The 23,578-nt window shown below is 61.4% G+C and carries 17 protein-coding genes; 4 read left to right on the top strand and 13 right to left on the bottom strand.

Going from position 1 to position 23,578, the window contains the following annotated elements; translation table 11 throughout:
- Window positions 1-284: 284 nt before the first annotated feature.
- From rpsA to EZI54_RS13110, 9 genes are all read right to left on the bottom strand, one after another.
- Window positions 285-1,976, bottom strand: coding sequence for a 30S ribosomal protein S1 (rpsA, locus tag EZI54_RS13150; RefSeq protein WP_131482353.1), 1,692 nt, complete (start codon window positions 1,974-1,976; stop codon window positions 285-287).
- Window positions 1,977-2,107: 131 nt separating this feature from the next.
- A complete protein-coding gene (gene cmk, locus EZI54_RS13145; protein WP_131482352.1) occupies window positions 2,108-2,782 on the bottom strand; it encodes a (d)CMP kinase in 675 nt (224 codons plus the stop codon).
- Entirely contained in the window at window positions 2,779-5,031 is a 2,253-nt protein-coding gene (locus tag EZI54_RS13140) for a bifunctional prephenate dehydrogenase/3-phosphoshikimate 1-carboxyvinyltransferase (RefSeq protein ID WP_131482351.1), read from the bottom strand. Before EZI54_RS13140 ends, cmk begins: the two co-directional genes overlap by 4 nt.
- A complete protein-coding gene (gene hisC / locus EZI54_RS13135; protein WP_131482350.1) occupies window positions 5,024-6,142 on the bottom strand; it encodes a histidinol-phosphate transaminase in 1,119 nt (372 codons plus the stop codon). Before hisC ends, EZI54_RS13140 begins: the two co-directional genes overlap by 8 nt.
- 72 nt (window positions 6,143-6,214) lie before the next feature.
- Window positions 6,215-7,312, bottom strand: a complete 1,098-nt coding sequence (gene pheA, locus EZI54_RS13130; protein ID WP_131482349.1) for a prephenate dehydratase — start codon at window positions 7,310-7,312, stop codon at window positions 6,215-6,217.
- Between the two features lies 1 nt (window position 7,313).
- Window positions 7,314-8,396: a 3-phosphoserine/phosphohydroxythreonine transaminase gene (serC, locus tag EZI54_RS13125; RefSeq protein ID WP_131482348.1), complete on the bottom strand. Its 1,083-nt coding sequence runs from the start codon at window positions 8,394-8,396 to the stop codon at window positions 7,314-7,316.
- 41 nt (window positions 8,397-8,437) lie between these two features.
- Complete coding sequence (gyrA, locus tag EZI54_RS13120; protein WP_131482347.1) at window positions 8,438-11,047, bottom strand: DNA gyrase subunit A; 2,610 nt, start codon at window positions 11,045-11,047, stop codon at window positions 8,438-8,440.
- A 294-nt stretch (window positions 11,048-11,341) separates the two neighbouring features.
- Complete coding sequence (gene purU / locus EZI54_RS13115) at window positions 11,342-12,196, bottom strand: formyltetrahydrofolate deformylase (protein WP_131482346.1); 855 nt, start codon at window positions 12,194-12,196, stop codon at window positions 11,342-11,344.
- A 152-nt stretch (window positions 12,197-12,348) separates the two neighbouring features.
- Entirely contained in the window at window positions 12,349-12,702 is a 354-nt protein-coding gene (locus tag EZI54_RS13110) for a 4a-hydroxytetrahydrobiopterin dehydratase (RefSeq protein ID WP_131482345.1), read from the bottom strand.
- Between the two features lie 139 nt (window positions 12,703-12,841).
- Between EZI54_RS13110 and imuA the strand changes: the two genes are divergently transcribed.
- The 3 genes from imuA to EZI54_RS13095 are packed head-to-tail and all read left to right on the top strand — an operon-like array spanning window position 12,842 to window position 18,063.
- Window positions 12,842-13,534, top strand: coding sequence for a translesion DNA synthesis-associated protein ImuA (gene imuA / locus EZI54_RS13105; protein ID WP_131482344.1), 693 nt, complete (start codon window positions 12,842-12,844; stop codon window positions 13,532-13,534).
- Window positions 13,535-13,542: 8 nt separating this feature from the next.
- On the top strand, window positions 13,543-14,955 hold the full coding sequence (locus tag EZI54_RS13100; RefSeq protein WP_131482343.1) for a Y-family DNA polymerase: 1,413 nt from the start codon (window positions 13,543-13,545) through the stop codon (window positions 14,953-14,955).
- A gap of 6 nt (window positions 14,956-14,961) precedes the next feature.
- Entirely contained in the window at window positions 14,962-18,063 is a 3,102-nt protein-coding gene (locus tag EZI54_RS13095) for an error-prone DNA polymerase (protein ID WP_131482342.1), read from the top strand.
- On the opposite strand, the gene EZI54_RS13090 is transcribed toward EZI54_RS13095, so the two are convergent.
- Window positions 18,014-18,973 carry a LysR family transcriptional regulator gene (locus tag EZI54_RS13090; RefSeq protein ID WP_131482341.1) on the bottom strand — a complete coding sequence of 320 codons (960 nt, stop codon included), beginning with the start codon at window positions 18,971-18,973 and terminating at the stop codon, window positions 18,014-18,016. The genes EZI54_RS13095 and EZI54_RS13090 overlap by 50 nt on opposite strands.
- A 162-nt stretch (window positions 18,974-19,135) precedes the next feature.
- Between EZI54_RS13090 and EZI54_RS13085 the strand changes: the two genes are divergently transcribed.
- Window positions 19,136-19,576, top strand: a complete 441-nt coding sequence (locus tag EZI54_RS13085) for a DoxX family protein (protein WP_131482340.1) — start codon at window positions 19,136-19,138, stop codon at window positions 19,574-19,576.
- A gap of 175 nt (window positions 19,577-19,751) precedes the next feature.
- Here EZI54_RS13085 and EZI54_RS13080 read toward each other — a convergent pair whose 3' ends face one another.
- The 3 genes from EZI54_RS13080 to EZI54_RS13070 are packed head-to-tail and all read right to left on the bottom strand — an operon-like array spanning window position 19,752 to window position 23,179.
- Entirely contained in the window at window positions 19,752-21,074 is a 1,323-nt protein-coding gene (locus EZI54_RS13080) for a sodium ion-translocating decarboxylase subunit beta (protein WP_131482339.1), read from the bottom strand.
- Window positions 21,075-21,085: 11 nt separating this feature from the next.
- Window positions 21,086-22,888 carry a sodium-extruding oxaloacetate decarboxylase subunit alpha gene (oadA, locus tag EZI54_RS13075; protein WP_131482338.1) on the bottom strand — a complete coding sequence of 601 codons (1,803 nt, stop codon included), beginning with the start codon at window positions 22,886-22,888 and terminating at the stop codon, window positions 21,086-21,088.
- A gap of 39 nt (window positions 22,889-22,927) precedes the next feature.
- The gene (locus tag EZI54_RS13070) at window positions 22,928-23,179 is read right to left on the bottom strand and encodes an OadG family protein (RefSeq protein WP_131482337.1); all 252 of its coding nucleotides are present in this window, start codon (window positions 23,177-23,179) and stop codon (window positions 22,928-22,930) included.
- Between the last annotated feature and the right edge of the window lie 399 nt (window positions 23,180-23,578).

Genomic DNA, 23,578 nt, shown 5'->3' with positions numbered 1-23,578 from the left:
AAGCACTGACTCGTTCCTCGGTGGCGCACGCAACCCTGCAAATGGGCTCATGATTGCGACACACCTATCCCAGGGCCCATCCTGACATTCGTATGTACGAACCGTCCAAAGTTCGCCTCACGTTGTCAAGACATCAGCTCGACCCAAAGAGATTCCCTTATATCGGGGACTTACCGGAAACAACCCACCTGCCCCTCTTGCCAGTAGTTTAGCTAAACCCAAAAAAAAGACAAAAAAAACGGGCTGTTACAGCCCGTTTTTTTACATTTCAACAAATCTGCCAATTATTCCTTATTGGCATTCTGCTGCTGCATCTGCTCCTTGATCAGGTCACCGATGGTGGTGGCACCTGACGTTTCGGCAGATTTCTCGCGAACGCTCTGCAGCGCAGCCTTGTCGTCTTCAACGTCCTTGGACTTCACGGACAGGTTGATGACGCGGTTCTTGCGATCGATGCTGATGATCTTGGCTTCAACTTCGTCGCCCTCGTTCAGCACGTTGCGCGCGTCTTCAACGCGGTCACGGCTGATTTCAGACGCTTTCAGGACAGCCTCGACTTCGTCGTTCAGAGCGACAGTAGCAGACTTCGCATCGATGGCTGTTACAGTACCTTTCACGATGGAGCCCTTGTCGTTCAGTTGAACGAACTCGGCAAACGGATCGCTCTCCAGCTGCTTGATGCCCAGGGAGATACGCTCACGCTCCGGATCGACGGACAGGATAACGGTTTCAACTTCGTCACCCTTCTTGTACTGACGAACGGCTTCTTCGCCCGGCTCGTTCCAGCTGATGTCGGACAGATGAACCAGACCGTCGATGCCGCCGTCCAGACCAATGAAGATACCGAAGTCGGTGATCGACTTGATCTTGCCGGTGATGCGGTCGCCCTTGTTGAAGTTGCTGGAGAAGTCTTCCCACGGGTTGGACATGCACTGCTTGATGCCCAGGGAAATACGACGACGCTCTTCGTCGATGTCGAGGATCATCACCTCAACTTCATCACCAACCTGAACCACCTTGGACGGATGGATGTTTTTGTTGGTCCAGTCCATTTCGGAGACGTGAACCAGACCTTCAACACCCTCTTCCAGCTCGGCAAAGCAGCCGTAGTCGGTCAGGTTGGTCACACGTGCGTTGACCTTGTGACCTTCCGGATAACGACCCTTGATATCGACCCAGGGATCTTCGCCCAGTTGCTTCAGACCCAGGGACACACGGTTACGCTCGCGATCGAACTTCAGGACCTTGACGGTGATTTCGTCGCCAACGTTCACGATTTCGCTCGGATGCTTGATGCGCTTCCAGGCCATATCAGTGATGTGCAGCAGGCCATCAACACCACCCAGGTCCACGAACGCGCCGTAGTCGGTCAGGTTCTTGACGATACCCTTGATTTCCAGACCTTCGGTCAGGGTTTCCAGCAGCGCTTCACGCTCGGCGCTGTTTTCAGCCTCCAGGACCGCACGACGGGATACCACCACGTTGTTGCGCTTCTGGTCCAGCTTGATCACCTTGAATTCAAGCTCTTTGTTCTCCAGGTGCGCGGTATCGCGAACCGGGCGAACGTCAACCAGGGAACCCGGCAGGAAGGCACGGATGCCGCTCAGGTCGACTGTAAAGCCGCCTTTGACCTTGCCGTTGATCACACCTTTAACAACCTCTTCCGCCTCGAAGCTCTTCTCGAGAACCTTCCAGGCTTCAGCGCGCTTGGCTTTCTCGCGGGACAGACGGGTTGCACCGAAACCGTCTTCAACCGCGTCGAGAGCCACATCGACAACGTCACCAATCTGGATTTCCAGCTCGCCCTTGTCGTTCAGGAACTGACTGGCAGGAATCGCGCCTTCCGACTTCAGGCCTGCGTTAACAGTGACCCAGTCGTTGTCGATATCAACCACGGTTCCCTGGACAATGGAACCCGGTTGCATGTCAATTTCTTTCAGGCTTTCTTCAAAAAGATCCGCAAAGCTCTCGCTCATTATGTGTCCTATGTGATCAACGCAAGTGTTCTCCGTGCTACCAGCAACACGGTCTGTTCAAATTTACCGGAAACCTGCCAAAGGCTGGCGTACAACACAGATTTCCAGCTTCCAACGACAAAAGGGTGCGGTTAGGCCTGGCCTGCTGCTGCCATCACCTTCCCCAACACCTCTTCTATGCTTAATCCCGTCGAGTCAATGACTTGCGCATCATCGGCGGGTCTAAGCGGAGCACTCGCCCGGTTCATATCCCGGTCGTCACGTGCCCGTATCTCGTCTAAAAGGGCGTCAATACTAACATCGACACCCGCTTCCAGCAACTGCTGATGGCGCCTCCGGGCGCGCTCCTCGGCGCTCGCCGTGAGGAAAATCTTGACCGTCGCGTCCGGAAAGACCACCGTCCCCATGTCACGGCCGTCAGCCACCAGTCCGGGGGGCTGGCAGAAATCGCGCTGACGTTGCAACAGCGCATCCCGCACCGGCTGGATCACCGCCACTTTGGACGCGTTGTCGCCGCAAGTCTCGGTGCGGATTTCGGACGTCACATCCTGACCGTCGAGCAAAACGCGCGCCGGTTCGCCTGGCGGTGTCGGCTGAAACGCCACATCGAGTGATCCGGCAACGCGGGCCAGCCCGTCGACGTCCTCATAAGAAACACCCTGACGCTGCGCCGCCAATGCTGTCAAGCGATAGAGCGCACCGCTGTCGAGCAGGTGATAGCCCAGGCGGCGCGCCAGCATCTGCGTAATGGTACCCTTGCCCGAACCACTGGGGCCATCGACGGCAATGACTGGAACGTCCATCATGAACCACTCTCCTCGACGCTGAGCTGAATACCGACGGCTGTCGCCAGTTCGCGGAAATTCGGGAAGGACGTTGCCACGTTCGCGCAATCGGTGATAGTGATTTCACCCGTGGCCCGCAGCGCAGCGACGGAGAACGCCATCGCAATCCGGTGATCCCCGTGGCTGTCAACGGTGCCGGACGCCATCGGCTGTCCGCCGTCGATGACAATGCCATCCCCGGTAACGGTCGTCTTGACTCCCAGCTCGGCCAACCCGTCCGCCATCACCTGGATCCGATCGCTCTCCTTGACCCGCAATTCCTCGGCGCCGGTGAGTACCGTCTGCCCTTCGGCGCAAACGGCCGCGATGAACAGGACCGGGAACTCATCGATGGCCAGCGGCACCTGGTCTTCGGGGATCGCGATGCCCTTGAGCGGCGCATGGCGTACACGCAGGTCCGCAACCGGCTCACCGCCTACCTCTCGCTCGTTCTCGACGGTAATGTCCGCCCCCATCTGGCGCAGGATATTCAGCACGCCGACACGGGTCGGGTTAATGCCGACGTGACGCAGGGTCAGGTCGGCTCCCGGTGTAATGGAGGCCGCGACCAGGAAGAAAGCCGCCGAAGAGATGTCGGCCGGAACATCGATATGACCGCCGGTCAGTTTGCCGCCGCTGCGAACCCGGGCGGTCGCCCCCTCCCGGGTAACGGGATAACCGAAACCCTGCAGCATCCGCTCGGTATGGTCGCGGGTGGGCGCCGGCTCGGTCACGACGGTCTCCCCTTCCGCGTACAGTCCGGCCAGCAGCAGGCAGGATTTCACCTGGGCGCTGGCCATCGGCATGCGATAGGTGATGCCTTTCAGGGCCTGGCCGCCCCGGATTTTCAGCGGCGGACGACCACCCTCCGCGGTCTCGATCACCGCGCCCATTTCGCGCAGCGGATCTGCGACACGTCCCATGGGCCGCTTGGACAGGCTCTCGTCACCGGTCAATTCAGTATCGAAGGCCTGTCCCGCCAGCAAGCCGGCAAACAGTCGCATCGCGGTCCCGGAGTTGCCCAGGTACAGCGGCGCCCGCGGCGCCTGCAGCCCATGCAGGCCGACGCCATGGATGCGTACGTGACCGTTGTCCGGCCCTTCAATCGTGACGCCCATATCGCGAAAGGCCTGCAGTGTCGCCAGGCTGTCTTCCCCTTCCAGGAAGCCGTCGACTTCCGTTACACCTTCAGCCAGCGCCCCCAGCATGATGGAACGGTGGGACATGGATTTGTCGCCAGGGACCCGGATGTCGCCCTGGACGCTGCCGCCGGGCTGGAGTTTGAACGTTACCTGTTTCTGACTCATGGTTGTCACGTAAGCCTGTCCTGAGAGCATTTTGGAAAAATGATCGCGCGCCGCCTTGGCGCGACTGAATACCTGAAGCAGTTTGCGGCCATCCCCGGTGTCGATGGCCTCCCGCAACCCTGCCAGATCCGCCGTAAAGTGATCGATGACCTTGAGCACCGCCTCCCGGTTGGAGAGAAAGATATCGTGCCACATGATCGGATCGCTGGAGGCAATGCGGGTAAAATCGCGGAAGCCTCCTGCGGCATACCGGAAAATATCGAGATTATCGCTTTCCCCGGCCAGGGTATCGACCAGCGAGAAGGCGATCAGGTGCGGCAGATGACTGGTGGCTGCCAGCACTTCGTCGTGCCGGTCCGCCGGCATGGTCAGCACCATTGCCCCACAGCCGGCCCAAAGCTCGGTCAGGCGCCGGAGTTTCGACGTATCGCCCTGTTCGGAGGGCGTCAGGATAACCTTGTGTTTTTCAAACAGATCCGCGGTCGCGGCGGTAATGCCGCTCTTTTCCGAGCCGGCGATGGGATGGCCGGGAATAACCCAGTCCGGCCAGCACCCGAACACCGATTCGACCGCCTGCACAAAGCTGGTCTTGGTGCTGCCGACATCGGTCAGCAAAACGTCCCCGGACAGGTGCGGCTGAATCTCGGCCAGCACGCTCTCCATGGCGCGCACCGGCACCGCGATAACCACCAGATCAGCACCCTGCACGGCTTCGGCGACGGAGGGCGCCCACTCGTCAATAACGCCCAGCTCAACACCGGCCCTGAGATCATCAGTTCGCTGATCGGCGCCGATAACCCGGGCCGCCAAACGTTTTTCACGCACGGCACGGGCCAGGGAACCACCAATGAGTCCCAGCCCGATAACCGCCATGCGCTGGAATAACGGGGCCGATCCAGCGCCCGATGATTCCGGTCTAGCCATTCAGCGACTCCAGCACCATTTGCAGCGCCTCCAGACAACGCGCGTTCTCTTCCGGCAGACCCACGGAAATCCGTAGATGCTGCGGCATGCCATACCCGCCCATTGGTCGGACGATAACGCCCTGCCGCAACAACCCTTCAAATACGGCACTGCCATCGCGCCCGACGTCGACGGCAATGAAGTTGCCGCTGGACGGGATATAGTCCAGACCCAGTGTCTCAAATCCGGCCGCCAGTTGCTTCAGCCCGTCTCGGTTCACCTGGCGGGAACGCTGCAGATAGTCCTCGTCATCCAGCACGGCCGTTGCCGCCGCCAGCGCCACCGAATCGACGTTGAACGGCTGCCGCACCCGGTTCAGGACATCAGCGATATCGGCGGAAGATACCGCATAACCCACCCTCAGGGCAGCCAGGCCCCAGGCTTTGGAAAAGGTCCGGGTGACCACCAGGTTGGGATGATCGGCCAACAGGGACACGCCATCGGGGAATTCGTCGTCCTCGAAGTACTCGCAGTATGCCTCGTCCAGTACCACGATGACGTTTTCCGGCACCCTGGCCAGGAACCGCACCAGGGCATCCCGCCCGAGTGCCGTACCGGTTGGATTGTTGGGGTTGGCTACGAACACGATGCGGGTCCGCTCGTTGACAGCGTCCGCCATGGCATCCAGGTCATGCCCCCAGTCCCGGGCCGGAACGGAGACGCCCCTGGCACCGACCGCCTGGGTGGAAATCGGATAGACGGCAAAGGCGTACTGGGAGAAGACCACTTCCGATTCACTGTCCGCAAACGCACGGATCACCAGTTCCAGCACATCGTTGGAACCATTGCCCAGCGTCAGTTGCTCCGGCGTCACACCCAAGCGGGCGGACAGCTTCTGTTTCAGGTTAAAGCCGTTGCCATCGGGATACAGGCACAGGTCATCCAGCGCGGTACGGGCAGCCGCCAGCGCCTTGGGGCTCGGCCCCAGCGGGTTTTCGTTGCTGGCCAGCTTGATGATCTGTTCCGGCTTCAGCCCCAGTTCCCGGGCCACTTCATCGATGGGCTTGCCCGGCTGGTAGGGCTGCAGGGCCCGGACACCGGGAACCGCCAGGGCTTTGAAATCAATCGGCATGGATACTCCTGCCAGGCTTCGGTTCGTGGAGCAGGCGGGACGTGCGCCCGCCCCTTGCTCATGCTGCGGGAATCAGAGCACGCCGATGGGATAGGATCCCAGGCGTTTCAGCTCGACGGCCTCGTTTTCAATTTCAGCGAGCACGGCCTGGACCTGCGGATCTTCGACGTGGGCTTCGAAATCGATATAGAAGACGTATGCCCAGGTCCCGCTCGGCGAAGGCCGGGTCTCGAGGCGGGTCAGACTCAGGCCATGACGATGGAACGGTTCGAGCAGTTCATAGAGTGCCCCCGGCTTATTCCGCATGGATACCAGGATGGAAGACTTGTCGTGACCGCTGGGTCCGACCTCCTCTCGCCCGACAATCAGGAAACGGGTGGTATTGTCCGGGCGATCCTCTATGGTGGCCGCCAGTTTGCGCAGACCGTACAGCTCGGCCGCCATATCGCCGGCAATCGCGGCTGTCCCCGGCTCATCGGCAGCCCGCCGGGCCGCCTCGGCATTGCTGCTCACGGCAACCCGTTCAACCCCGTGCCAGTGGGCATCCAGCCACTGACGGCACTGGGCGAACGACTGCTGGTGGGAATAGATCCGGGTAATCGCCTTGTCATCGGTATGTTTCGCAGCCAGCAGGTGGTGATGGATGCGCAGTTGGACCTCGCCACAGATCTTGAGCGGCGAGCCGATGAACATATCGAGGGTATGGTTGATCATGCCTTCGGTGGAATTCTCCACCGGGACCACACCGTACTGGGCTGCGCCGGACTCCACTTCCCGGAACACGTCATCGATGGCCGGCAGCGGGACGCTGATGACCGAATGCCCGAAATGCTTGAGTGCAGCGGCCTGGGTAAAGGTGCCCTCCGGCCCCAGGAACGCGATATGCATCGGCTTTTCCAGGGCCAGGCAGGCCGACATGATTTCACGGAACAGACGCGCCATTTCCTCGCCGGACAACGGCCCCGGATTCTCGGCCTTGATACGGCGCAGGACCTGGGCTTCACGCTCGGGACGATAGAAGAACACATCCTCGTCCGGGCGCGACGCCATTTTCACGTGCGCCACTTCCTGGGCGCACTGGGCCCGGGCGCTGATCAGGTCCATGATCTGCTTGTCGAGACTGTCGATCCGGTCGCGCAGCTCCGCCAGGCGGGTCTGTTCGTCGCTCATATCAGGCCCGCTCCTTCTCGAAGGTTTGCATGTAGTCGATCAGCGCATCGATGCCGTCTTCCGGCATGGCGTTATAGATCGAGGCCCGCATGCCACCGACGGTGCGATGCCCCTTGAGATTGAGCAGGCCGCGCTCTTCGGCGCCCTTCAGGAAGGCGCTATTCAGGCTGTCGTCCGCCAGGGTGAACGGCACGTTCATCCAGGAACGGAAACGCGGCTCGATCGGATTGGCGTAGAAATCGCTGGCGTCGATATAGCCGTAGAGCTTGTCGGCCTTGCGCCTGTTGATCTCGCCCATGGCCTGTACACCGCCTCGGGCCTTGAGCCACTTGAACACCAGACCGGCCAGGTACCAGGAATAGGTGGCCGGTGTGTTGTACATGGAGTCGTTATCGGCGATGACCTGGTAGTTCAGCATCGTTGGCGTCTGCGCCCGGGCCTGCCCCAACAGGTCCTTGCGGATGATCACCACCACCAGACCGGATGGCCCGATGTTCTTCTGGGCGCCGGCGTAGATCAGCCCGAAACGGGAGATATCCAGCGGCCGCGACAGGATCGTGGAGGACATATCCGCCACCAGGGGAACAGAGCCGCTTTCCGGAATGAAATCGTATTCCAGGCCGCCGATGGTTTCATTGGGCGTGTAATGCAGGTAGGCCGCATCGGGGTTGGTGTGCCAGACAGACTGGTCCGGAACGGTGGTGAACCCATCGGCTTCACTGGATGCCGCGACGTTCACATCGGCGAAGCGGCTGGCCTCGGCGATGGCCTTTTTGGACCAGATCCCGGTGTTGATGTAGTCCGCCGATGACTTGTCACCGAGGAGATTCAGCGGCACGGTGGCAAACTGGCTGCTTGCGCCACCCTGCATGAACAGGACCGCGTAATCGTCGGAAACACCGGCCAGGTCGCGCAGATCCCGCTCCGCTTCTTTGGCAATCGCCACAAACTCGCCACTGCGATGGCTCATTTCCATCACCGACATGCCTGTGCCGCGCCAGTCCAGCATCTCTTCGCGGGCCTGTTGCAGCACCTCGGTCGGCAGGATCGCCGGACCAGCACAGAAATTATACGCTCTGCTCATTACCGCCTGTTCTCTCCTCGTTGCTTGGGGAAGCGGACGGTTCAGTCCGCATCGCCTCCGACTTCCGGTGCGTCGGTGGTATCACCCTCTTCCACACCGTCGCCCTCTTCGTCTTCATCATCGCTTTCCGCGATCCGCTGAACCGCGACCAGTCGCTCGTCCTCCTGGGACAGGCGAATCAGGCGCACGCCCTGGGTGTTCCGGCTCAACAGGGACACCTCTTCAGTGCTTGAGCGCACCAGCGTGCCCTTGTCGGAGATCAGCATCATCTCATCGCCCTCGAACACCTGGGTGGCCGCGACGAGGTTGCCATTCCGCTCGGAACACTGCATGGCGATGACGCCCTGACTGCCGCGGCTGTAGGCCGGGAACTCGTCCAGTTGGGTCCGCTTGCCGTAGCCGTTCTCGCTGGCGGTCAGGATCATGCCGCTTTCTTCCGGAATGATCAGGGATACGACGGTGTGCCCTGCCGGCATCTTGATACCACGCACACCGCGGGCCGTCCGGCCCATCGCCCGCACCTGCTCTTCCTGGAAGCGCACGGCCTTGCCGGCGGAGGAGAACAGCATGACTTCGGACTCACCGGCGGTGATCGCGGCACCGATCAGGGTATCGCCCTCGTCCAGGGACAGGGCAATCAAACCATTGCTGCGCGGACGCGAGAAGTTTGGCAGCGGCGTCTTCTTGACCACACCGGCGGACGTCGCCATCAGCACGTAATGATCTTCGGGGTAGTCCCGCACCGGCAGGAAGGTGGTAATCCGCTCATCGTCGTCCAGCGGCAGGATGTTGACCATGGGTCGGCCACGTGCCGCACGGCTGGCCTGCGGAATCTCGAACACCCGCAACCAGTACACCTTGCCCTTGTTGGTGAAGCACAGGATGGTATCGTGGGAGTTGGCGACCAGCAGCTTCTCGATGAAATCCTCTTCCTTCATCGCGGTCGAGGAGCGGCCGCGGCCACCACGGCGCTGGGCCTGGTAGGCTTCCACCGGCTGGGTCTTGGCGTAGCCGTTGTGGGAAATGGTGACCACCAGGTCTTCTTCGTCGATCAGGTCGGCGATGGTCAGGTCGCGGCGGGATGTCGTAATTTCAGTGCGACGCTCGTCGCCGAAATCGTTGACGACGGCCTCCAATTCTTCGCGGATAACCTCCATCAGGCGCGCCGGCTCGCTCAGGATATGGATCAGCTCGGCGATCTTGTCGAGGATTTCCTTGTATTCGTTCTGCAGCTTCTCGGTCTCGAGACCGGTCAGGCGGTGCAGGCGCAGATCCAGGATCGCCTGGGCCTGCTCCGGTGACAGATGGTAGAGCCCGTCACGCATGCCGAAAATTTCCGGCAGGTCGTCGGGACGGCAGGCGTCCTGGCCGGCACGCTCCAGCATGTCGGAGACCTGGCCCGGCTCCCAGCCCTTGGCGATCAGCTTTTCTTTCGCCTCGGCCGCGGACGGGGACTGCTTGATCAGTTCGATGACTTCATCGATATTGGCCAGCGCGACCGTCAGGCCTTCCAGGATATGGCCACGTTCGCGGGCCTTGCGCAGCTCGTAGATGGTCCGGCGGGTCACCACTTCGCGGCGGTGACGCACGAACGCATCGAGGATTTCCTTCAGGTTGAGGATCTTCGGCTCACCGTTGATCAGGGCGACCATGTTGATGCCGAAGACGGTTTCCAGCTGGGTGTGGGCAAACAGGTTGTTGACCACCACTTCGGCATTCTCGCCACGTCGCAGCTCGATGACGACGCGAATGCCTTCCTTGTTCGACTCGTCACGCAGTTCGGAGATGCCCTCGATCCGCTTTTCCTTGACCAGCTCGGCGATCTTCTCGATCAGGCGCGCCTTGTTCAACTGGTACGGCAGCTCAGTAATGATGATGGCCTCACGGCCGGTCTTCTTGTCGACCTCGATTTCATGGCGGGCACGGATATAGATGCGGCCCCGGCCTGTGCGATAGGCCTCGATAATGCCGGCGCGGCCGCTGATGATGCCCTCGGTCGGGAAATCCGGACCGGGAATATGCTCCATCAGTTCGTCGATGGTGATGTCCTGGTTGTCGATCAGTGCCAGGCAGCCATTGACCACTTCGGTCAGGTTGTGCGGCGGGATATTGGTCGCCATGCCCACGGCAATACCGGAGGAGCCGTTCACCAGCAGGTTGGGCACCCGCGTCGGCAGGACATCGGGAATCTGTTCGGTGCCGTCGTAGTTGGGTACGAAATCGACGGTTTCCTTGTCCAGGTCCGCCAGCAGCGAATGGGAGATCTTCTCCATGCGGATTTCGGTGTAACGCATGGCCGCCGCGTTGTCACCGTCGATGGAACCAAAGTTGCCCTGACCATCGACCAGCGGGTAGCGCAGCGAGAAAGGCTGGGCCATCCGGACGATGGTGTCGTAGACCGCTGAGTCACCGTGCGGGTGATATTTACCGATGACGTCACCCACCACACGGGCGGACTTCTTGTAGGCCTTGTTCCAGTCATTACCCAGCTCAGACATCGCAAACAGGGTGCGACGGTGAACCGGCTTCAGGCCGTCCCGGACGTCCGGCAGAGCCCGCCCGACGATAACGCTCATGGCGTAGTCGAGGTAGGACTGTTTCAGCTCTTCTTCAATATTTACGGGCAGGATCTCTTTGGCTAATTCACCCATCGAGAAAGGTTCCTTTGCGTTTGCTGGAAGTCGTCACTGTATGGAATTGCGAACGGACGCGTCCTCCCCAGATAACCGGAGGCGCAAAAAGCGTTCTACAGGGCGCCATACTCGACGCTGTCTTTGTCTCCCGGGACGAATCACCTCTTTCGCACGTGAGAGGCTTCCTCGGGCGCATTTATAAGCCGTCAATAATACCACAATCGGGAACTCAGGGTGACACTGAAATGACTTCTAAATGAAGCAGGAGGGGGAATTTTCCGGAGGCCGGGCGACCTCCGGAGAGATGCGGGATCAGTTGAAGACGACGGTCTTGTTCTCGTGGGTGATGACCCGGTCTTCGATATGGGCGCGCAGGCCACGGGACAGCACGTTCTTCTCCACGTCCTTGCCCAGGCGCACCATGTCCTCGATGGTGTCACTGTGGCTCACCCGGATCACGTCCTGCTCGATGATCGGCCCTTCGTCCAGGTCCTGGGTCACGTAGTGACACGTCGCCCCGATCAGCTTCACGCCGCGACTGTAGGCCTGGTGGTATGGGCGCGCCCCGGCAAACGATGGCAGGAAGCTGTGATGGATATTGATCACCCTGCCGGCGTACTGTTCACACACCTCCGGCGGCAGGATCTGCATGTAGCGTGCGAGCACGATAACTTCGGCCTGATAGCGGGCAAACAACTCGCTGATTTCAGCGAACGCCTCCGGCTTGCTCTCCCGGGTGACCGGCACGTGATGATAGGGAATGTCATGCCATTCCACCATCCGGCGCAGGTCGTCGTGGTTGGAGATGACCGCGGCGATTTCCGCGTTGAGTTCCTTGCTGTGCCAGCGGTGCAACAGATCGGCCAGGCAGTGGGATTCCTTCGAGCACATCAGCACCACCTTCTTCGGTGCTGCCGAATCGGCGATGTGCCAGGTCATGTCGAACTCGCGGGCAATCGGCTCGAACGCGGTCCGGAACTGGTCCAGCCCGAACGGAATGGAACTGGCCTTGATTTCGTTCCGCATAAAGAACCAGCCGGCCTGGTTGTCGGCGTGGTGGCTGGCTTCGGTAATCCAGCCGTTGTAGGTAGTCAGGAAGTTACTGACCTTGGCCACGATGCCGACCCGGTCAGGACAGGAAATCACCAGACGATATGTATGTTCCATGCGTTATCACAGCCATGCGGAAGGGCCACCCATGCGGTGGATGGTCGCCGCAGCCCTTCGGTCAAAAACGGGTCCGGAGGCATGGGCCTCCAACGAAACGGTGCATGATAACGGATTGTCCGGGCCGGCGTAAGCCACCGGCCCGGCGGGGATTACCGAGACTGGCCCTCGTGCGTCAGCGCGTCGGTCCGGGCCGCCATGATGAAGTCGTTACGATGCAGCCCGCCGATCTTGTGGGTCCACCAATACACGGTCACCTTGCCGTACTCCGTGAGCAGGGCCGGGTGATGGCCTTCCGATTCGGCCAGTTCACCGACCTTATTGGTAAAGGCCAGGGCCTGGGCAAAATTCTTGAAGCGGAACACCCGCTCCAGTCGGCGCTCGCCATCCTTCTCCACCACACACCAGTCCGGCAAATGGGCACTCAGGGTATTGATTTCCTGCTCGCTCACCTCTGGCGCATCGGCGCGGCAGGCTTCGCAGGATTCAGACTTCAGATCTGACATGGCATCCTCCTTGGGTTGCGAATGCGTTCTCAGCATCCTGCCAACAGACTGCGCCCGGCCGGCAAATGGGTCAACCCTTTGCAAAACGGGCAGCGCTCAATATACTGTACAAATAAACAGTATCGTGACGAGCGACGCAATGAGCGACATTCTCGACAAACTGATCGACAACGCCCAGATCTGGCAGGCCAGCCGCCAGAGACAGGCCCTCAACCCCGGCATCGAAAGCACCGGCTTCCCTGCCCTGGATGCCTACCTGCCCGGCGGTGGCTGGCCACGGGGGGCGATGATCGAATGCCTGGTCGCAACGCCCGGCATCGGCGAACTGCGTCTGATGCTGCCGGCCCTGCAGCGGATGACCCAGGCTGGCCAGACCGTTTTCTGGATCGACGCCCCACACATTCCCTATGCCCCCGCCCTGGCCCGTGCCGATGTCGATATCCGCCACCTCGTCACGATCCGGACGCAGACCCGCGAGGACCAGCTCTGGACCCTCGAGAACTGCCTGCGCTCCCCGGTCACGGGGCTTGCCATGATCTGGCTGGACAGCGCCAAACGCAGCGACATTCGCCGCATCCAGCTGGCCGCCGAGGCTGGTGATAGCCTCTGCATCCTGTTCCGTCACAGCCGCTATGCCGATCAGCAGTCCCCGGCAGCCCTGCGGCTGTTGCTGAATCCCGGAGAGGACAGCGGGCAGCTCTGCCCGGATATCCTCAAGCGGCGCGGCGGCTGGCCCGTCAGCGGCCTGCAACTGGCCATACCGGCGATCACCACACGACCTCCGGAGCCAGCCAGCAACGTGATCCGGGGCCCCTGGCCGCGAACGCACTGAGGCCATCCATGCTTTGGCTTTACCTGCACTTCCCCTACCTGCTGCTGGAGCACTTCCAGCAGAGTGAGACCGCCTCCCGCCCCATGGCACTGATCGGCGGGCACCCGCCACAGGTCATCCAACTCAACCCGGAAGCGGCCCGGGCCGGCGTGACCGAAGGCCAAAGCCCACAGACCGCCTCGGCCCTGGCCGACAACCTGCACCTGATTGCGGCCGACCTGGAAGAGCAGACCGGCGTGCTGGACCAACAGGCCATCTGGCTCTACCGGCATGCAGCCCGCATCATCCTGTATCCACCGGACGGCATCCTGGCCGAAGCCGGCAGCCTGCGGCGCCTACATGGCGGCTTGCCGGGCCTCTGGCGGAAGCTGCAGGACGAACTCGACCAGCGTCGCCTGACCGCCCGGCTCGCCTGTGGCCTGACGCCCCGGTCGGCCCGTATCCTGGCCCGGAGCCGGCGCGGCCGGTGCACCGAGGATGCCCAGGCCCTGCGGCAGTCGCTCGACGATCTTCCGGTTGCCGCTGCCGACCTGGACGAGAGAACCACTGAACGCCTGCAACGCATGGGACTGCATACGCTCGGCCCCGTGCTGGCGCTGCCCGACCGCGAACTGGCCCGCCGCCTGGGTCCGGAGACTGCCCTGCACCTGCAGCAGATCGAGGGGCGCGCCGTCGATCCCCAGACCGATTGGCACCCCCCACCCTATTTCCACCGACGCCTGGATTTTGCCGAAGACGTCGAGCACAACAGCGGCCTGCTTTTCCCGTTGCAGCGGGCGTTACAGGAACTGGAAGCGGAACTGTGCTGGCGCCAGCAACAGACCGACACGCTGCAACTGGAAATCCGTCATCGCCGTCGACCGGTGACGCCCCTGCAAATCCGCTCCACAGCACCGGAGCATCGGGCGGACGCATTTATCGAGCTGGCGCGCCTGAAACTGGAGCGTCATTCACTGGAAGCGCCTGCAACCGGCCTGTCCCTCAAAACCCGGCGCTTCCTCGATCGGCATACGCCCCAGGGCGATGACCTGTTTGGTGAAACGCTCCAGCACCAGGAAGAAGCCCGCCAGCATCTGCTCAGCCGCCTGCAGGCCCGGCTCGGGGAAGATGCCCTGCACCACCTGGCCCTGAATGCCGACCACCGACCCGAACGGGCCTGGCGGGCTACGCCGGTCGGCGATGGTTGCCTCCCTTCGACACCGGTCATGCCCCGTCGCCCGCTCTGGTTGCTGCGCCAGCCCCAGCCCCTCAGGGAAATGCCCTGCCAATGGCTCGCCGGTCCGGAGCGTATCAGCGCCGGCTGGTGGGATGGCGAGCGGGTCCAGCGGGATTACTATATCGCCCGGCTGCACAGCGGCCAGACCGGCTGGCTGTTCCGGGACGGGACCGGCGGCTGGTTCCTTCACGGCTGGTTTGGATAGAGCATCATGTCGTACGCCGAACTGCATTGCCTGAGTAATTTCTCGTTCCTGCGGGGCGCCTCCCATCCCCGGGAACTGGCCGAGGAAGCCTGCCGCCAGGGTTACCATGCCCTCGCCATCACCGACGAGTGCTCCGTCGCCGGCATGCCCAGGGCCTATGCCGCCCTGAAGAGCAACCCGGTCAAACTGATTACCGGCAGCGAGTTCCTCATCCAGACACCGGAACTGCAACTGGTCCTGCTGGCCCGGACCCGCAAGGGCTATGGCCAGCTCTGCCAGTTGATCACCACCGGCCGGCGCCGGGCCGAAAAAGGCACCTACAGCCTGTTTGGCGACGATCTGGAAACCCATGCCCTGGACGAGTGCCTGGCACTCTGGCAGGCCGACCCGGCCTCCGAAGCCGCTCAGGCCGAACGGGGCCAATGGCTGAAGGCACTGTTTCCGGAGCGGCTGTGGATCATGGCCGAACGGACCCTGGACGGCCGGGACGATGACAACATGACTCACTGGCGTCACCTCGGGCAGCAACTGGAGTTGCCCATCGTCGCTACAGGTCATGTCCACATGCACCAGCGCAGCCGCCAGCCCCTGCAGGATGTGCTGACGGCCATACGCCACGGCTGCACCGTCGCCGAAGCCGGCCACCACCTGTTTGCCAATGGCGAACGCTACCTGCGCCCGATCGACACCCTGCGCAAGCTGTTCCCGTCCGACTGGATCGAGCAAAGCCTGGTGATTGCCGACCGGTGCACCTTCTGCCCCAGCGAGCTGCGCTACCGCTACCCGCCGGAAGTGGTCCCGCGCGGCCACACACCGGGCAGCTACCTGCGCGAACTGGTGGAAGACGGCATCCGCTGGCGCTTTCCGGATGGTATCCCGGTGGACAAACGCGCGCTGGTGGAAAAGGAGCTCACCCTGATCCGGGAGAAGGAGTACGAGCCCTACTTCCTGACCATCCACGACATCGTCCAATTCGCCCGACGCGAGAGCATCCTGTGCCAGGGCCGGGGCTCCTCCGCCAACTCCATCGTCTGCTATTGCCTGGGCATCACCGAGGTGGATCCCGGCAAGGTGGAACTGTTGTTCGAGCGCTTTATTTCCGCCGACCGGGATGAACCGCCGGACATCGACGTGGATTTCGAGCACGAGCGGCGCGAGGAAGTCATCCAGTACATCTACCGGCGCTATGGCCGTGAGCGGGCCGCCCTGGCCGCCACCGTGATCCGCTATCGTCACCGCAGCGCCATCCGGGATGTGGGCAAGGCCCTGGGTTTTGACCTGAACCTGCTGGAGCAGCTGATCGACAAGGTGGACTGGCGCGACAAGCAGCAGGACTGGCGCGAGCAGATGCTGGAGAAAGGCATTACCCGCAGCGAGCGGGCCGTCGGCCAGTTCATCAGCCTGGTGAACACGCTGTACGGCTTTCCCCGCCATCTGTCCCAGCATGTGGGCGGCTTCGTGATCAGCGAAGGCCCGCTGGCCGAACTGGTGCCGGTGGAGAATGCCAGCATGGCGGACCGCACCGTGATCCAGTGGGACAAGGAAGACCTGGAAAGCCTGAACCTGATGAAAGTGGATGTGCTGGCACTGGGCATGCTCTCTGCCATCCGCAAGGCCTTCGAGTGGATCGGACTGAAAGAAGGGCGGCCTTTTCGCATGCCGGACGTCATCCGGGAGGACAGCCGGGTCTATGACATGCTCTGCACTGGCGACAGCATCGGCGTCTTCCAGGTGGAATCCCGGGCGCAGATCAACATGCTGCCCCGCCTTAAACCGCGTAAATATTATGACCTGGTGATTGAAGTGGCCATCGTGCGACCGGGGCCCATCCAGGGGGACATGGTCCATCCCTACCTGAAACGGCGGGATGGAAAGGAAAAGCCGGACTACGGCGGCGATCCGGAGATCAAAGCCGTGCTCGAACGCACCGAGGGTGTCCCCATCTTTCAGGAGCAGGCCATCAAGCTGGCCATGGTGGCGGCCGACTTTACCGGCAGTGAGGCCGATAAGCTGCGAAGGGCCATGGCCGCCTGGAAATCCGATGGTGATCTCACACCGTTCAGGGACAAGCTGATCGATGGCATGCTCGCGAAAGGCCACACCAGAGCCTTTGCCGAAAGGATCTATACGCAGCTCAGCGGCTTCGGCGGTTATGGCTTCCCGGAATCCCATGCCGCCAGCTTTGCGTTGCTGGTCTACGTTTCTGCCTGGATCAAGTGCCACCATGCACCGGCCTTCTACTGCGCCCTGCTGAACAGCCAGCCCATGGGATTCTACTCGCCATCACAACTGGTGCAGGACGCCCGGCGCCATCATGTGGTCATCCACCCCATCGACGTCAATCACAGCCTCTGGGACCACACCCTGGAAAACCGGTACGAGGAACTACGGCTGGGTCTTCGGCTGGTCAAAGGGCTCAGCGAAGCCGGTGCGGAACGACTTGTCGCGGCACGCCCAACCGGCGGCTACACCACCATCGAGCAACTGCGCCAGCGGGCGGCACTCGACAACCGGGACCTGGAATGCCTGGCCAGCGCGGGCGCCTTGCGCGCGTTCAGTGACAACCGGCACCAGGCCCGCTGGGACATCCTCGACTACGACGCTCCCGCGCCCATCTTCGCGCAGGAAGAGCCCTCGCATTACACCGTCCACGGCCCGCAGCCTGAAGATATCCGCATGCCGATACCCTCGGAGGGCGAGGACGTGCTGGAGGATTACGCCAGCCAGGGGCTGACCCTGCAGCGCCACCCGTTGGCCCTGCTCCGGGAGCAAGGTCAGCTAAGGCACTGCCAGACGGCCGAAGGCCTGAAATCCTACCCCAATGGCCGGCTGGTGCATGTGGCCGGACTGGTCACCGGACGCCAGCGGCCGGGATCAGGCAAGGGCGTCACCTTCGTCACCCTGGAGGACGAAACCGGCAATACCAACGTGGTGGTCTGGCTCAACACGGCCCGCCGGCAACGCCAGCCGCTGATCAAGTCGCGGCTGTTGCACGTGAAAGGCATCCTGGAACGGGAAGGCGATATCGTCCACGTGATGGCCGGCAAGTTAACCGATCTCAGTCACCTGTTGGGCTCCCTGAAGGTTCACTCAAGGGATTTCCGCTGAAAGCGACCGAACCACCCGACGCAATACCCGGAAACGACGACCAGCGCGGATCCTCACGGAACGCCCCTGCCAGGAAATCCATAAGCACCCGGATTCGGGCCACATGCCGAAGGTCTGCGTGGGTCAGCAACCAAAGCGCGCTTACGGGGGCGGTCGGCAACGCAAGCAAGGGTTGCAGCTCAGGCCTGGCCTGATCCATCGGCAGGGCGGCCAGCCCCAGCCCGGACTGGGCAAAGCGAGCGATGGCATTCAACGTGCTGCCGCGCATGACGATGAGTTTTTCCGGAATCTGGCGAACAACCCAGCGGTAGCCCGGAATGTGCATCAAGGCCGCTTCAGGCCCGATCCATGGATAATCGCTGGTCGCGTTGAGGTCGACCGGCCTCCCCCTCTCCTCAATGAACTCTGGCGCTCCGAAAACCGCCCAGCCAATGTCCGTTAGCTTGCGTCCCACCAGGTAATCCGGCGGGCCCGGCGTCGCCCGCAGGGCAACGTCGGCTTCGCGCCGGTTGAGATCGAGATCGGTATTGGTCACCAGCACGCTGACCCGGATCTCCGGGTATTGCTGGTGAAATCTCTTCAGGTAATCCGGCAGGAAGTCATAAACCAGATTTTCCGGCGCCGTCAGACGCACTTCGCCCCGTAATGTAACGTCCGCGCCACCGAGCAGCCGTTCCGCCTGAAACGCTTCGGCCTCCATAACCTCTGCATGAGACAGCAGGGCCTCGCCCTCGGACGTCAGGCGATAGCCGGTACTCAGGCGTTCGAACAGGCGACAGTTGAGCTGGGACTCCAACTGGTTCAGTCGCCGGTAGATCGTGCTGTGGTTTACCCCAAGCCGGTCCGCCGCAGCCGTCAATGAGCGGGTCCGGGCCACCATCAGGAAATCCGGTAAAAGCCCCCAATCCATAACTTCCGCACCTTATAGCCAGGTTTACCGCACCTTGCATTATTGCAATACATGAATGCGAAATCTGACATTCTATTTGCTCTTACGCAATTTTAAAGTAGTTCCATCAAGGGCGGCTACGCCAAACCTAAATCGCGTCAACAACACCACGAGGACACGGACATGAACGAGCAAACCCTGCAAAACTATGGCATCACCACCCTGAGGGTCAGCCTGGGAATAATCCTGATCGCCCACAGCCTGTGGCTCAAACTGATCGTCTTCACCCTGCCCGGAACGGCGTCTTTTTTTGAGAGCATCGGGCTTCCCGGCTTCGTTGCCTACGTCGTTTTCCTGATCGAGGCCATGACCGGTATCGCCCTGGTGCTGGGAGTGGAAAGCCGGTGGGCAGCACTGCTCGCCGCGCCCGTTCTGGCCGGCGCCACCTGGGCGCACGCGGCGAATGGCTGGCTGTTCACCAATGCCGGTGGTGGCTGGGAATACCCATTGCTCCTGACGGTAGCCACCCTGGCGCAGGCGCTACTCGGTGATGGCGCGCTGGCTTTGCGCCGGTCCAGCAAACTGGGAGTGATCCAGGCAACCCGGAGCGAGGCATTCTCCTGAGCCGGCGATCTCCCACAGCGCGCCATGCCAGGAGGTGATGTGACCACTTCGGGCATGGCGTGCTCGCCCTGGATTGCCGATGCCCTGGTGAGCCCCATTTCAGCGGACCTGGAGACGGCATTGCCAACATTAAAAAGCCCCGCGACTGCGAGGCTATGTTTTATGCACCAAACGATCAGCCAAGCAGCTTGATCATCACCCCCGCAGCCACCGCCGAGCCGATCACGCCGGCCACGTTCGGGCCCATGGCATGCATCAGCAGGAAATTGTGCGGGTTGGCATCCAGCCCCACCTTGTTGGAGACCCGTGCCGCCATCGGTACCGCCGACACGCCAGCCGAACCGATCAGCGGATTGATCTGCTCCTTGGTGAACAGGTTCATCAACTTGGCCATCAGCACGCCGCAGGCCGTGCCTACGCAGAAGGCCGCCATCCCCAGGGCCAGGATGCCCAGGGTCTGCAGGTCCAGGAACTTGTCCGCGCTCAGTTTGGAGCCCACCGACAGCCCCAGGAAGATGGTGACGGTATTGATCAAGGCGTTCTGGGAGGTATCGCTCAGGCGCTCCACCACCCCGCACTCGCGCATCAGGTTACCAAAGCAGAACATACCCAGCAGCGGCGCGGCATCCGGCAGGAACAGTACCACCAGCATCAGCACAACAATCGGGAAAACGATCTTCTCCTGCTTGCTGACATGACGCAGTTGATTCATCTTGATTGCCCGCTCTTTCGCCGACGTCAGCCCACGCATGATCGGAGGCTGGATCATCGGCACCAGCGCCATATAGGAATAGGCTGCCACGGCAATCGCACCCAGCAGGTGTGGCGCCAGGATGCTGGAGACGTAGATGGATGTCGGGCCATCGGCACCGCCGATAATGCCGACCGCCGCCGCTTCGAGGATGGTGAAATCCATGGTACCGCTGGCGTCCAGCAACGCCGCGCCTATGATCGTGCCGAAGATGCCAAACTGTGCCGCCGCTCCCAACAACAGCGTTTTCGGGTTCGCCAGCAGCGGTCCGAAGTCCGTCATCGCCCCCACACCCATGAAGATGATCAGCGGCGCGGCACCACTGGCAATGGCCACGGTGTAGAAGTTGTAGAGCATGCCGTTGGCATACCCGCTGTCCACGGCCAGCGCGTTCGCCGCAGCGATCATCTCCACTCCGCCGTGCTTGTAGGCCTCCTTGAAGGCCTGCATGACATCCGGCGTGACGGCCTGACCGGCTTCATAGGGTACGTGCAGGATCTGCCCCAGCGCAGCCAGTACCTGCGGCTGGGCCATATGGATCGCATTTTCCGCCGCCGACAGGGCCAGCCCCGCCTCCGGAATATTCGCCAGGATGCCGCCGAACCCGATGGGTATCAGCAGCAGCGGCTCAAAGCCCTTGCGGATCGCAAGAAACAGCAGCAAAAGACCGACCGCGATCATGACCGCCTGGCCGATACTCAGGTTGAACAGGCCACTGCCCGTCCACAGCGTGATCATCTTCTCCATGACAGCGGCCCTTATCCAATAGTCAGCATTTCATCGCCGACGGCGACCGCGTCACCGACCTTGATGAAGACGTCACCGACAGTGCCGGCCTTGGGTGACCGAATCTCGGTCTCCATTTTCATGGCCTCCAGGATGATCAACACGTCGCCCTCTTCCACCTGATGTCCGGGAGAAACCAGAACCTTGAAGATGTTGCCGCCGAGAGGAGCATTGACCGGTTCGCCTTCCCCGGCTGCCGGTGTCGGTGTCGGCGCCGACGTGTGGGTAACCGTCGCGGTGGCCACCCCGTGAGGCTGGATCTGGCTGATCTCGCCGCCTTCACTGACCGCCACCACATAGTCCTTGCCGTTGACAGAAACGGTGTAGGTCTCCGGACCGCCTGACCTGGCCGGAGCCGCAGCAGCAGTCGCGTCCTCAGCCGTCGGCGCTGGCTCGAAGGCCTCTGGCTTGCCCCGGTTCTCCAGGAACTTCAGGCCGATCTGCGGGAACAGCGCGTAGGTCAGCACGTCATCCACCGACTCGGCTGCCAGCTTGAAACCCTTTTCCTCCGACAGCTTTTTCAGCTCGGCAGACAGCCTGTCCATTTCCGGCTCCAGTAAATCCGCCGGGCGACAGGTAATCGGCGCCTTGCCGTCAAGCACCTTCTCCTGAAGCTTCTTATTGAACGGCGCCGGCGCCGCGCCATACTCTCCTTTCAGGACGGCCGCCGTTTCCTTGGAAATGGACTTGTAGCGCTCTCCCGTAAGAATATTCAGCACGGCCTGGGTGCCAACGATCTGGGAAGTGGGCGTCACCAGCGGAATGTAGCCCAGGTCCTCGCGGACCTTGGGGATCTCCTCGAGCACAGCGTCAAACTTGTCCGATGCGTTCTGTTCGCGCAGTTGATTCTCCATATTGGTGAGCATGCCGCCCGGCACCTGGGCCGTCAGGATCCGCGAATCGACACCCCGCAGGCTGCCTTCGAACTTTGCGTACTTCTTGCGCACCTCACGGAAATAACCGGCAATATCTTCCAACAGGTGAATATCCAAACCGGTATCGCGGTTGGTACCCTCCAGGATCGCCACCAGGGACTCGGTCGGTGAATGCCCGTAGGTCATGCTCATGGACGAAATGGCCGTATCGACGTTATCGATGCCGGCCTCGGCCGCTTTGATCGCCGTCGCCGTGGACATCCCCGTTGTGGCGTGGCACTGCATGTGGACAGGAACGGAAAGCGCCTTCTTGAGCTTGGTGACCAGCTCATAGGCCACATACGGCTTGAGCAGTCCCGCCATGTCCTTGATCGCGATCGACTCGGCCCCCATGGCCTCGATTTCCTTAGCCAGGTCGACCCACATATCGATGGTGTGAACAGGGCTGATGGTATAGGCGATCGTACCCTGGGCATGCTTGCCAACCTTACGAACAGCCTTGATGGCGGTGTCCAGGTTGCGCGGGTCATTCATCGCGTCGAAGATCCGGAAAACATCCACGCCGTTTTCCGCCGCACGCTCGACGAAGCGCTCCACGACATCGTCGGCGTAATGTCGGTACCCCAACAGGTTCTGTCCGCGCAGCAACATCTGCTGAGGTGTGTTGGGCATGGCTTTTTTCAGCTCGCGGATGCGCTCCCAGGGATCCTCCCCAAGATAGCGAATGCAGGCGTCAAAGGTCGCGCCGCCCCAGGATTCCAGGGACCAGAACCCTACCTTGTCGAGCTTTTCCGCAATCGGGAGCATGTCGTCCAGGCGCAGGCGCGTTGCCAGCAGGGATTGATGCGCATCACGCAAGATGACATCGGTAATCCCGAGTGGTTTTTTTGCTTCTGTCATCGTGTCAGCCTTATTGTCGAAGGAGATGAGCCGTCCGCATTATTTTTTATGGCGTGCGCGGAACTTGGTAATCGCTTGCTTGATCGCTTCTGCCGTATCAGGGTCCACTGACGGCGGAACGGGTGGTTTGGAACGAGGAGTCCGTGCCGGTGTTGCCGGTTCCGGTGGCGCATAGCGGGCCACAACCTTCGACATCAACGTGGTTGCAAACACGAGAATTATCAGAAAAACAAAGACAAAGCCCATGCCCGCGACCATCAGCTCGACAGCCTTGGTCATCAAGTCACTCATGGATTAATACCTGTTTTTGTACGGGTTTATTCTCCGACACTCCCTACCGGTTCCCAGCAGAACCAGTCGCATTCGGAAGGCAAAATCTTTTGTAATCTACCCGTTTGCAGACGGGCCAGCAACCAACACCATACGTGGATTTACCCACCCACACGGGCACCAGCCTCCACAGAGCCGGCCCGCCGCCGGTTGGCATTACATTGACTCCCGGGACGAAATAAAACACGAGCCCGGTTACGGAGAAATGATCTGTCTCAATAATCAGCGCTATGATCGAGTAGGAGGGGGAGTTGCCTCCCCCGTCCTCTCACACCACCGGGCATACGGTTCCGTACCACGGCGGTTCATGATTGGCTCTGAAGCCGGTTTATCGTATCCAGCAAACTGACCAGAGACAGG

The organism is Marinobacter halodurans (assembly GCF_004327985.1).
GTDB lineage: Bacteria > Pseudomonadota > Gammaproteobacteria > Pseudomonadales > Oleiphilaceae > Marinobacter_A > Marinobacter_A halodurans.
The sequence above is the reverse complement of the archived record's forward strand: the minus strand, read 5'-3'. Positions and strand labels throughout refer to the sequence as shown.

Bases quoted from the DNA above. Each gene is read 5' to 3' on its own strand.
- pheA (WP_131482349.1), bottom strand. From the start codon at position 7,312: ATGAGCGACGAACAGACCCGCCTGGCGGAGCTGCGCGACCGGATCGAC.
- EZI54_RS13140 (WP_131482351.1), bottom strand. From the start codon at position 5,031: ATGGCTAGACCGGAATCATCGGGCGCTGGATCGGCCCCGTTATTCCAG.
- imuA (WP_131482344.1), top strand. From the start codon at position 12,842: ATGAGCGACATTCTCGACAAACTGATCGACAACGCCCAGATCTGGCAG.
- EZI54_RS13070 (WP_131482337.1), bottom strand. From the start codon at position 23,179: ATGAGTGACTTGATGACCAAGGCTGTCGAGCTGATGGTCGCGGGCATG.
- gyrA (WP_131482347.1), bottom strand. From the start codon at position 11,047: ATGGGTGAATTAGCCAAAGAGATCCTGCCCGTAAATATTGAAGAAGAG.
- hisC (WP_131482350.1), bottom strand. From the start codon at position 6,142: ATGCCGATTGATTTCAAAGCCCTGGCGGTTCCCGGTGTCCGGGCCCTG.
- EZI54_RS13090 (WP_131482341.1), bottom strand. From the start codon at position 18,973: ATGGATTGGGGGCTTTTACCGGATTTCCTGATGGTGGCCCGGACCCGC.
- oadA (WP_131482338.1), bottom strand. From the start codon at position 22,888: ATGACAGAAGCAAAAAAACCACTCGGGATTACCGATGTCATCTTGCGT.
- EZI54_RS13110 (WP_131482345.1), bottom strand. From the start codon at position 12,702: ATGTCAGATCTGAAGTCTGAATCCTGCGAAGCCTGCCGCGCCGATGCG.
- EZI54_RS13085 (WP_131482340.1), top strand. From the start codon at position 19,136: ATGAACGAGCAAACCCTGCAAAACTATGGCATCACCACCCTGAGGGTC.
- purU (WP_131482346.1), bottom strand. From the start codon at position 12,196: ATGGAACATACATATCGTCTGGTGATTTCCTGTCCTGACCGGGTCGGC.
- cmk (WP_131482352.1), bottom strand. From the start codon at position 2,782: ATGATGGACGTTCCAGTCATTGCCGTCGATGGCCCCAGTGGTTCGGGC.
- EZI54_RS13095 (WP_131482342.1), top strand. From the start codon at position 14,962: ATGTCGTACGCCGAACTGCATTGCCTGAGTAATTTCTCGTTCCTGCGG.
- serC (WP_131482348.1), bottom strand. From the start codon at position 8,396: ATGAGCAGAGCGTATAATTTCTGTGCTGGTCCGGCGATCCTGCCGACC.
- rpsA (WP_131482353.1), bottom strand. From the start codon at position 1,976: ATGAGCGAGAGCTTTGCGGATCTTTTTGAAGAAAGCCTGAAAGAAATT.
- EZI54_RS13100 (WP_131482343.1), top strand. From the start codon at position 13,543: ATGCTTTGGCTTTACCTGCACTTCCCCTACCTGCTGCTGGAGCACTTC.
- EZI54_RS13080 (WP_131482339.1), bottom strand. From the start codon at position 21,074: ATGGAGAAGATGATCACGCTGTGGACGGGCAGTGGCCTGTTCAACCTG.